This is a genomic window from Streptomyces sp. M-16 (assembly GCF_052114405.1).
GTDB lineage: Bacteria > Actinomycetota > Actinomycetes > Streptomycetales > Streptomycetaceae > Streptomyces.
Genome location: NZ_JBFRER010000300.1, coordinates 1 through 944, shown reverse-complemented (window position 1 = coordinate 944; position 944 = coordinate 1). Strand labels below are relative to the sequence as shown.

Annotated in this window: 1 protein-coding gene; it reads right to left on the bottom strand. The window is 71.0% G+C overall.

All coding sequences use genetic code 11. The annotated features are described in order from the left end of the window. Nucleotides 1-944 (bottom strand): acyltransferase domain-containing protein (locus AB4039_RS42215; RefSeq protein WP_442273305.1); only part of this gene is annotated, 944 nt, incomplete at both ends.

The window sequence follows — 944 nt, the reverse complement described above, 5'->3', positions numbered from 1 at the left end:
AAGCGCTGGAGTCCGCCTTCGTCACGGCGCAGGGAACCGGTCGCCAGGACGTCGACACCGGCGGCCTCGGCGGCCTCCTGGATCCCGATGGTGAGGACGGGGTGCGCACTGGACTCCACGAAGGTGGCGAAGCCGTCTTCCAGGAGGACCTTGACGGTGTCCTCGAAGCGGACGGGCTGGCGCAGGTTGCGGTACCAGTACCCGGCATCGAGCACGGTGGTGTCGACCGGCCCGGCGCTCACGGTCGAGTAGAACGGGATCTCCGCCTTGCGCGGCACGACCGGCCCGAGGACATCCAGCAGCTCGGCCTCGATCCGCTCCACGTGCGCCGAGTGGGAGGCGTAGTCGACCGGCACCTGACGGGCCCGGATCCCCTCCTCCACCGCCTCGGCGACGAACGCGGCCACCGCATCGGCGTCCCCGGCCACGACCGTGCCCGACGGCCCGTTCACCGCAGCCACACCCAGCCGGCCCGCCCACGCCTCAAGCCGCGCCTCAACCGCCGCCAACGGCAACGGAACCGACGCCATACCCCCCAAACCCGCCAGCTCACGCCCGATCACCTGCGCCCGCAACGCGACCACCCGCGCCGCATCCCCCAGGGACAACGCCCCCGACACGGCRGCAGCGGCGATCTCACCCTGCGAATGCCCGACCACCGCATCCGGCACCACACCCAGCGAACGCCACASCTCGGCGAGCGAAACCATCACCGCCCACGTCACGGGCTGGACCACATCCACCCGCTCCAGCGAACGCCCCTCCCGCAACACCTCCACCACATCGAAATCCACGAACGGCGCCAGAGCATCGGCACACTCCCGCAACCGCCCCGCGAAAACAGGCGAGGAACCGAGCAGCTCCGCACCCATCCCCACCCACTGCGTCCCCTGCCCCGGAAACACCAGCACCCGACGACCGAACGACCCCGCCACACCCTCGAC